At 60.8% G+C, this 8,961-nt stretch carries 4 protein-coding genes; 2 read left to right on the top strand and 2 right to left on the bottom strand.

Annotated features, from left to right (window positions below; genetic code table 11):
- The first annotated feature begins 172 nt into the window (after nucleotides 1–172).
- Together RAC79_RS10355 and RAC79_RS10350 are read left to right on the top strand one after the other, a co-directional pair.
- Nucleotides 173–553, top strand: a complete 381-nt coding sequence (locus RAC79_RS10355) for a hypothetical protein (RefSeq protein WP_142845330.1) — start codon at nucleotides 173–175, stop codon at nucleotides 551–553.
- Nucleotides 554–956: 403 nt separating this feature from the next.
- Nucleotides 957–1,253 carry a hypothetical protein gene (locus tag RAC79_RS10350; protein WP_142845331.1) on the top strand — a complete coding sequence of 99 codons (297 nt, stop codon included), beginning with the start codon at nucleotides 957–959 and terminating at the stop codon, nucleotides 1,251–1,253.
- A gap of 149 nt (nucleotides 1,254–1,402) precedes the next feature.
- Here RAC79_RS10350 and pbpC read toward each other — a convergent pair whose 3' ends face one another.
- Together pbpC and RAC79_RS10340 are read right to left on the bottom strand one after the other, a co-directional pair.
- Nucleotides 1,403–3,481 carry a penicillin-binding protein 1C gene (gene pbpC / locus RAC79_RS10345; protein WP_374996994.1) on the bottom strand — a complete coding sequence of 693 codons (2,079 nt, stop codon included), beginning with the start codon at nucleotides 3,479–3,481 and terminating at the stop codon, nucleotides 1,403–1,405.
- A complete protein-coding gene (locus tag RAC79_RS10340) occupies nucleotides 3,478–8,934 on the bottom strand; it encodes an alpha-2-macroglobulin family protein (protein ID WP_174040041.1) in 5,457 nt (1,818 codons plus the stop codon). Before RAC79_RS10340 ends, pbpC begins: the two co-directional genes overlap by 4 nt.
- Between the last annotated feature and the right edge of the window lie 27 nt (nucleotides 8,935–8,961).

Here is an 8,961-nt window from a genome sequence, read left to right as displayed (position 1 = left end):
AAGATGGGCCGGACTCTAATCCAATCTGGAGGAAATTCTCAGTGGCAGGTCATGCCAAACCGAGACCATCCTCAAATTGGGCTTGGAAGGTTCTCTGAAAAGCCTTCATTTCAAAGGTGGTCGAACTACTCTCTTCAACCTCCTTGTGGATTGGGAGGAAGTCAGAGCCTACTTGAACCGCTCTATTCCTGACGTGGCATCGTTGAATGGCAACGTTCAAAACGATAGTCATAGACACCTCAATGTCCGAGACACAGAACGCCGGATCGGGACGGCAAGAGGCACGATCAGCGAACTGCTGCACCTCGGTTATCTAAAGACGGAAACCCGGATCAATCCTGCTACTCGGCGTGAGCAACAATACATCCTCGCTCATTCCGTGGATGCCTTCATCGCCGAAAATATTTGTCTCGCTCTTTTGTCGGACCGTGCCGGTGTCTTTCCCGGCATCCTTCGTCAAAAACTCGAGGCCGAGGGAGTGCGACCCATTTATGAACCGACCGGTAGAAACTCGAGATTCTATCGGAGATCGGACGTGGCGCACTGGCAATAAAACGAAGATCATCTTTCGATGAACACATACAATCTTAGTTTGGAAGGCCCGCTTCGGCGGGCTTTTTTATGGCCTGCAGTTCCAGCACTTTAGTTTCTGGACACACCTATCGGAGCAATTCGCCCTGACCTTTGGGATACCTTCTAAAATTCCTCAATGAAATCAGGGGAAATTACCGTCACAGCGACAAATCAACGGAGCGCAATCATTGAGCGCGGCCCAGCGCGGCTGATAGCCGTTTGGCAGGTCTCTACTTCGACCGGAGTCTTAGTGACATCCTTCACGAACACGAGAAATTAAAAGCTTCAAAAGGGAACGTTGAAAGCGGGCAATTGCTTCCTATTTCCTATCTGTGATGATGAAGCGCCTGTCAAAATTAGTTGCGCTAGAGGAAGGAGATTTGATGATCGACGAATATGGTCCATATGTGCAGATGTCCACGCTTGGAGAACAGATGGCTGCCTGCTACCAGACGGATGCAAATCTCGTATTGGAACCGCATCTGGCGCATTACATGGACGAGGTGGAGATCAATATCGCCGCCGATAGTTTTAATCACGTTGGCTTTCTGAACAACATCACAAGCCGGCTACAGGTGACACTGACGGCAACGACCAATCCCAGGCGCCGGGAATTTCTACAAGCCGTTGTGGCTTCGCTTCAGCAGCGGATCCACCGCCATTCACTCGATGTGGCGTAATAGAACTTAGGCACATCATCTTCGTCGTCACTCTTGTACAATTGCTTGCTACATATCTTTGTCAAGACGGCGAAAAAGAACTGACGAGACGCTCGAGGCGCTGTCTGACACAAGCCCGGGGCAACCCCTTGTGGAGTTGGACATCCGTGCTATTCGACGAAAACCCGCACGCTCGAGGCGCGGCCGTCGGCGTCGATAACCGTCAGTGTGGAAAATCCCTGGCCTTCCGGCCGCCATTCGCTGTTGCGGCGATGGGATGCGTTCGGCAAGGGCAAACCATTGGCGAGCCAGCGGAAGGGTGCGCGCCCGCCCTGCAACTTCAGTACCAGCGGCGAGATGCCCGACTGGCCGGAAAGCTCCACGCGCGCGCCTTCCGGCGGGTAAACGATGCGCGGGGCGCTTTCACGTCTTGAAGCAGAAAGCAGGCCGCTGGCCGTCGTGGTGAAACGCCGCTGGTTGGCAGGGAGTTCATTGACCGCGACCCGCGCGACACCGGAAGGTGCGGCCGGCATCGGCGTGATCGCCACGCCGGATTTTTCGAAAGCCTCGAACAGGATCGGGGCGGCCGTCGCATAACCGGCAATGCCCGGCACCGCGCCATTATCGGCCCGGCCGACCCAGACGCCGACCACATGCCGCCCGTCATACCCCACCGACCAGGCATCGCGATAGCCATAGCTGGTGCCGGTCTTGTAGGCGATGCCGCGCTGTTTCATGCCGAGCGGCGGCAGCACGCCGGACAGGATGTCGGAGATGTTCCAGATCGCGGCATCGGAGAATAACCGGTCCCCCTCCAGCCGTTCCGGGTCCGAGCGGACGCCGTCTCCAAGCCGCACGGGATCGCCGCCGCCGGCAAGCCCCGCATAAAGCTGCACCAGATCGACCAGCGAAACACCCGCGCCGCCAAGGGCGATGGCAAGCCCGGGCGCTTCATTGGCGGGAAGCACGAGTTTGACGCCCACCCGCCGGAACCGCACCATCAGCGCCGAGGGGCTAACGGCATCCAGCAGCTTGACGGCAGGCACGTTGAGCGACAGTTGCAGCGCTTGCCGGATGCTGACATCGCCCTGATAATGCATGTCGAAATTGCGCGGCCTGTAACCGGAAAAGTCGGCCGGGCGATCCTCGATGATGGTTTCCTGCCCGACAAGACCGTCTTCGAAGGCAAGGCCGTAGATGAATGGCTTGAGGGTGGAGCCCGGCGAGCGAACGGCCCGGCTCATCTCCACGAAACCGCGTCTTGCCGTATCGAGATAATCCGCCGAGCCCACTTCCGCCAGAATATCGCCGCTCTGCGCATCGGCCATGACGATGGCGACGGAGACCCTGTCGCCGAGCTTTTCCGCCGCATGGCGGGCAACACCCTCCAGCTCCCGCTGGATCGGCAGCTTCAGCGTGGAACGCACCTCGGCAGTATCCGGGAATTTCACCCGTGCGGCGACGGCCATATGTGGCGCATAGGCGGGCAGGTCCCGCCGGTTGGTGGGCACATTCGCAAGCGCCGACCGTTCCGCTTCCCCCTCACCCACCACGCGTTCCACGGCAAGCCGTTGCAGCACCCGCTCGCGCGCCTGCTTCGCCGCCTCCGGAAAGCGATCCGGGCGTCGCTTTTCCGGCAATTGCGGCAGCGCCACCAAAAGCGCTGCCTCCGCCGTATCGAGCCTGCCCGGTTCCTTGCCGAACCAGGCGAGGCTTGCGGCGCGAATGCCTTCGAGATTGCCGCCATAGGGCGCGATATTCAGATAGAGATCGAGGATTTCCGCCTTGCTGAGCCTTCTCTCGATCTGGAGCGCGCGCGCGGCCTGCAGGAATTTCGCCGAAAAAGACCGGTCGGCGCGCGGCTCGATCAGCCGCGCCACCTGCATGGAAAGCGTCGATGCGCCGGAAACGATCCGGCCGTTGCTGGCCAATTGCCAGGCGGAGCGCAAAAGCGCCCAGGGATCGACGCCGTGGTGATCGTAGAAACGCTGGTCTTCATAGGCCACCAGCATGCGCAGGAACTGTGGGTCGACTTCGGCGGCTGAGGTTTGCAGCCGCCAGCGGCCATCGGCTGTCGCAAAAGCGCGCAACAGCTTGCCGTCGCGGTCCAGAACCTCGAAGGATCGTTGCTGCGCAGCGTCCAGCGGCGGCGGATAGGCCTTGTCCAGCGCATCGAGACCGAAGGCCGCGCCGCCCATAAGCAACGCGGCCGTCATCATGCCGACAATTATCGCCTTGCGTCGCCTCATGGGTTTGCCGAGCGCACCTCCATGCGGCCGGTTGCCGTGCGGGCGGCAAATTGCGGCCGGTACATATCCTCAACCGAAGCTGCCGGATGATCGTAGGTGCCGGGGGTAACGGCGCGGACCACATAGGCAAGGGCAATTTCCGAACTGTCGCCGGCCGAGCGATCGAAGGCCGCCACGAAACGGTCGTAGCGGAATTCCGTATGCGCCGCTTCCGTTTCCGGCAACCAGTCGAAATTCGAAAGCTCAGCCGAATTGACAAGGCTCGGATTGTCGATTTCGAAACCGGAGGGCAGCAGGTCGGTCACCAGAATGCGCGACTGCCAGTTATTCTGCGGCACCACATTAAGCACCACGACATAACGCTCGTTCTGGACCACCTCGCTCGGGTTCACCTCCTCGCCATCCATGGAATAATAGGTGCGGGTGATGGTGAAGCCTTCACCGCCTGCGGCAAGTGGCTGCGCCGGCGGCGCCACCGTGGTGACGACGGCCGTGACCGGATCGGCCGAGGCATTGGCGATCTTCAAGGGTGCGGCCAGCAGTTCATCGCCGCTCATCCGCTTGCCGAAGCCGCCAGTCTGCAGATCGCCGTTCACATCGAGACGGATATCCTTGTCCTCGCCTTTCACGGCGCGGGCGGCCAGCAGCATCCATGCCTGTTCCTGGGTGCTGGTATAGGGCTTCTTTTCCCATTCCTTCGCCACCGCACCGGCAAGCTGCGGCACGACGGCCGGAACCGGACGGCTTTCGGCCGCAAGCGCAAGCGTTGCAGCACCATCACGCAGGGCCGAGCCATAATCGGCGCGGGCGAAGCTGACATTGGTTGCACGGCTTGCCATATCGAGCGAAGCGCCGAACACACTCTTCGAACGGGTCTGGTCGCCATAAAGCGAAAGGGCAGCGGCAACCTGCGCCTTGGCAAGCGGTGTGGCGAAATCGGCAAGCGCCGTATCGGCGTAATAACGCAGATCGTTGATCGCCGCCTTGCGGTTGCGCGCCAGCACATAAAGCGAATAGGCGATCTCGTTGCCGCGATCCTTGACATTGCTGTCATAGGAAAGACCGTTTTGCAGGTTGTTCAGCGCCTGCACCATGGCGGCTTCGGGCACATCGTAATTCTGCTCACGCGCCCTTGTCAGGAAGTCGCTGATATAGGCGTCGAGCCACAGATCGCCGTAACCCGGCGACCAGAGGCCGAAGCTGCCCGAACTCGACTGGAAGGACAGCACGCGGTAGATCGCCTCCTGCACGCGCTTGCGGGTATCGGGGTCTTCTGCAAGGCCGCTATCCTTTGTCAGTTCCGAAACGTAAAGCAGCGGCAAAGCGCGGCTCGTCGTTTGTTCGGCGCAGCCGTAAGGATATTTGTCCAGCATCATCACCAGCGCCGGAATATCGAAGGCGGGCGAGCGCGTGACATTGACCGCGACGGAAGAGCCGAGCAGCATGCTGTCGGCCAGAAGATCGCCATTGATCGTCAGGCTGCTATTGGGCGCGATCTTGATTTCGCGCCGCGTTGTGACGGGCAGAACGGCCGGACGCACCGGAACGTTCAGAACCTGCTCCAGTGAAAGACCGGCGGCATTGGAAACCTTGATGGTGATCGCGCCATTGCCGGGCTGTTCGCCCGTAAGCGGGACCGTCAGCGAAGACTTGCCGCCTTTCTGAAGCGCGAGAGTTTGCGACATCTCACCCTGATCGACCGTCAAGGCCGTATTGCTGGTCACATCCAGCCGGTAATCGCCGGGCTCGCCATCGGTATTGGCGATATCGAGCCGCAATTGCGAGACATCGCCGGGAGCGAGGAATTTCGGCGCGCTGGCCGTGACCACGACAGGATCGCGAATGATGGCGTCGGAGACGGCATGTCCCACGCCTGTCTTCGTCCAGGCCACCGCCATGATACGGGCCGTGCCGTTGAACTGCGGAATATCGAAGCTCACCGTCGCCTTGCCGTCTGCGTCGAGTTCGACCGGACCGGCAAAGAAGGCCACGAGCTTTTCCGTGGGTGGGCTGCCCTGAAGGGCTGCCTGCCCGCCGTCACCACCAGTGCGCAACCGGCCGGTGGCGCCGAGCGAACCGTCGATCAGGCGGCCATAGAGGTCGCGGATTTCCAGCCCCAGCCGACGCTGGCCGAAATACCATTCATCCGGCTTTGGCGGCTCATAGCGGGTAAGGTTCAATATGCCGACATCGACTGCCGCAACGATGACATAGGCCTTTTCGCCCACGCCGGCACCGGCGACGGTGATCGGAATTTCAAGCGGCTGGCGCGGCAGCGTTTTCTGCGGCGCGCCAAGCGTGACGGCAAGTTTGCGCTCGGCCGGATCGACGGCGAGCCATTTGATGCCGATGGCGCGCATCGGCATACGGCTTTCCTGCGCGTCGCCGGGACGAAATAGCGTGGCTGTCACATAAGCGCCCGCACCCCATTCCTCGGTGACGGGAATGTCGATCTCGCCGCCATCCTCGCCGATCTCGGCATTCTGCACGGCAATCAGCTTTTCCGAACCGGAAGTCACCATCAACTCGCCGGCAAAACGCGAGGAAACCTTGAGTTTGGCCGTATCGCCGATCTTGTAGCTCTGCTTGTCGAGAGCGATTTCCAGCGCATCCGGCGTTTCCGTCGAGCTTGCCTCGACATAAAAACCGGCATCGAACTCAACGCTGGAGACAGGCGCGCCATTGCCGGCGCCCTCCACTTCCAGCCGATAGCGACCCCAGGTGACAGGCACGGAAATCTCGCCGCCATTGGCATCGACGGACAAGCTGCCGGCTTCCTGCTGCTTGGTATATTCCACCGGCTCGTAACGCCAGGAATTGCCCTGACGATACCATTGATAGTTCCGCTCGACCTTGATGAGCTTCCAGTTGAGGCCGCTCATCGCCTGTTTGGCACCGTCAGCATTGACGCCGATGATGTGGAAACGGCCAACGGAATTCTGGGCGAGATCGCCGGAAAATTGCGGTTTGATACCGATGACCGGCGCTTCAGCCTTGATGGGTAGCGTCAGGGAGCGCTCCACGGCGCGGCCGCCGGCCTCGCGCATGCGCACGGTGATGTTGGCGGAAAGAAGCTGCGTTGTGGAGGGAAGGTCGGTCAGATCGATATTGAAGCTCGCCTTGCCCTCTTCGTCCAGCGCCGGCAGATCGGCAAGCGTGGTGCGGTTTTCCTCTTCGCTTTCCTCATCGGCCAGACCGAAGAAATAACCTTCGAAATCGGCGCTGGTGCGCGTCGGTTTGATGGCGACCTCGCCCTCCAGCGTCAGGCCGGCTGCGGGCGCGCCATAGAGGTAACGGCCATCGACATCGATTGCCGTTTCCGCGCCAGGGTCGATCTGTTTTGCCTTGCTCGAGAGGTCGAACTCTGTGCGGTCAGGCACGAAATCATCGACGAGGAAGCTCTTTTCGCTGATGGCAGCCGTCTTCGGATCGGTATGGATGCGCAGCGTCCAGGTGCCGCGCATGGCATTTGCCTGCAACGGCAGATCGACCGCATGGCCGCCGAGCGCCTTGCCGTCGCTGACGAAACGCCGGTCCTCGACACCATCCGGGCGCGAGAAGATGAAAGTGAGCGGCAGATCCTCGATTGCCTTGCCGTCGACATCGCGGGCAAGGGCTGCGGCATGCACGGTCTCGCCGGCGCGGTAGATGCCGCGTTCCGTCCAGCTGAACACGTCGATGGCGCCGGGGGCTGCACGGCCCGTCACGCCGCGATCCGAAAGATCGAAGCCGGCGCGGGTCATGTCGAGGAACACATAGTCGTTGTCGCCGTTGCGCGCCGTCAGAATCGCAGGCGCCTGCGCCGCCGTGCCGCGCATTAGGCCGGCTGAGAACACCGCGCGGCCGTCCGCATCGGTCTTCGCAGTGCCCAGCACCTCGTTATTCTTGGCGAGCAGCTGCAAATCCACATCTGCCAGCGGCTTGGCGCTGCCAAGTGCACGGACAAAGACATTCAGCCCATCGGTTCCGGCATAGGTGGTTATGCCGGTATCGGATACGAGGAACCATTGCGTGGCGCGCGAATCCCAGGTTTCCGGCGCGGTGCCCGGCGGTACGGCGGTCAGCACATAGATGCCGGGCTTGCGCTCGGGCAGGGCCTCATCCACCGGGAAGCTCGTCACCACATCCTTGTTGAGATCGGGCTGGATATCGATTGAGCCCTGCCAGACAAGCTCGCCAATTTCGTTTTCGATACGGTCGGCGTTGTAGCCGTCCATCTGCGTCAGAAACTGCGAGTTTGAAAGAAGCGAGGTGATGTTGCGGTCGCCGACGCGATAAAGCTTCAGGTCGGCTTTGTCGGCATTGACAGAGACGATTGGAATGCCGCGGCGCGCCGTGCCCGGCAGCACGAAATTCTCGCCGGTGAAGCGCACGCTGGCGGCACGGTCACGCACGTATATATCGAGATCGACCTGCTTTTCCAGAGGCTCTTCCACCGAAGACGGCAGGCCGGCGCGAAACGCGATCTTGTAACGCTGGCCATGGGTCAGGCCTTCCACGCAAATCTCGCTGCCCTTCGCCTCGATGGCCTTGGGCGCTGCCCCATCCAGCGTGATGAAGGAGGAGTAATCGACGCCGTTCTTCACCAGCGGCTCGGAAAACTGCACGCAGGCGCGCGGGCTGATGCTATCGGTATCCACGGTATTGTTGATGACGCGGAAACCCTGCCGCGTGCGCAGATCGGCATAGGCCGCCTTGGTCTGCGCATTGTCGGTAAGCGCAAGGCTTTCCTTATAGGCATTGAGTGCCGCGCGATAATTCTGGGTTCGCTCAAAAGCCTTCGCCAGCCGGTTCAGGGCCTCAGTACGAGCGCTGACCGTGCGGCTGAGCTGATAGGCATTGATGGCAGCGGAAGCGGCTTGTCCCGCTATCGAATAATTATCGGTGACCTGCGCGGCCTTTTCCGACAGTTCCGCCCAGAGCGCCCCATCGTCAGGTGTGATCGCAAGGGCCTGTTTATAGGTCGTGACCGCATCGGGAATATTGCCGGCGGCTGCCTGCTGGCGCGCCGTTTCCACGAGGGCTTCCAGGCCCTGTTCGCCCTCACCCTCATTTGCCGCAAGGCCGGATTTCAGCCGGCGCGCTTCCTGCTGCAGGCTGTCGATCACGAAGGACAGGCGCTGCGGCGCGCCGATATCGGCTTCCGCGGCCACTTCCACGATCTTGCCGGCAACCGCGCCGGGGAAGGCGTTCAGCTGATTGAAATCCGATTTGAGGAAGCACCATTTCACCTTGGGATTGTAGGTAAAGGCCTTGCAGGCGGTATCGCCGACGCAAATCTCGCCGCATTGCTCCAGTGAGACATTTTGCTCCGTCCTGAGATCGAAGCCGAAATAATCGCCATTTTGGGTCGTAACGACCTTGCGGGAGGGTTCCGCCGCCATGGCTGGCGGAAAAAACAGGGCGGTTGAGACCGCAACCAGCGAAATCCGGACGAGCGCGCGCAACGACATCAGTTTTCTCCCCGCAACAGACATGTC

Origin of the sequence: Agrobacterium sp. LR_9 (genome assembly GCF_041954855.1) — a bacterium.
GTDB classification, from domain to species: Bacteria; Pseudomonadota; Alphaproteobacteria; order Rhizobiales; family Rhizobiaceae; genus Agrobacterium; species Agrobacterium leguminum.
This window is presented reverse-complemented; position numbering and strand designations above follow the sequence as displayed.

What these genes read in the sequence shown, in the direction of transcription:
- pbpC (WP_374996994.1), bottom strand. Translation starts at nt 3,481, where the DNA reads ATGAGGCGACGCAAGGCGATAATTGTCGGCATGATGACGGCCGCGTTG.
- RAC79_RS10340 (WP_174040041.1), bottom strand. Translation starts at nt 8,934, where the DNA reads ATGTCGTTGCGCGCGCTCGTCCGGATTTCGCTGGTTGCGGTCTCAACC.
- RAC79_RS10350 (WP_142845331.1), top strand. Translation starts at nt 957, where the DNA reads ATGATCGACGAATATGGTCCATATGTGCAGATGTCCACGCTTGGAGAA.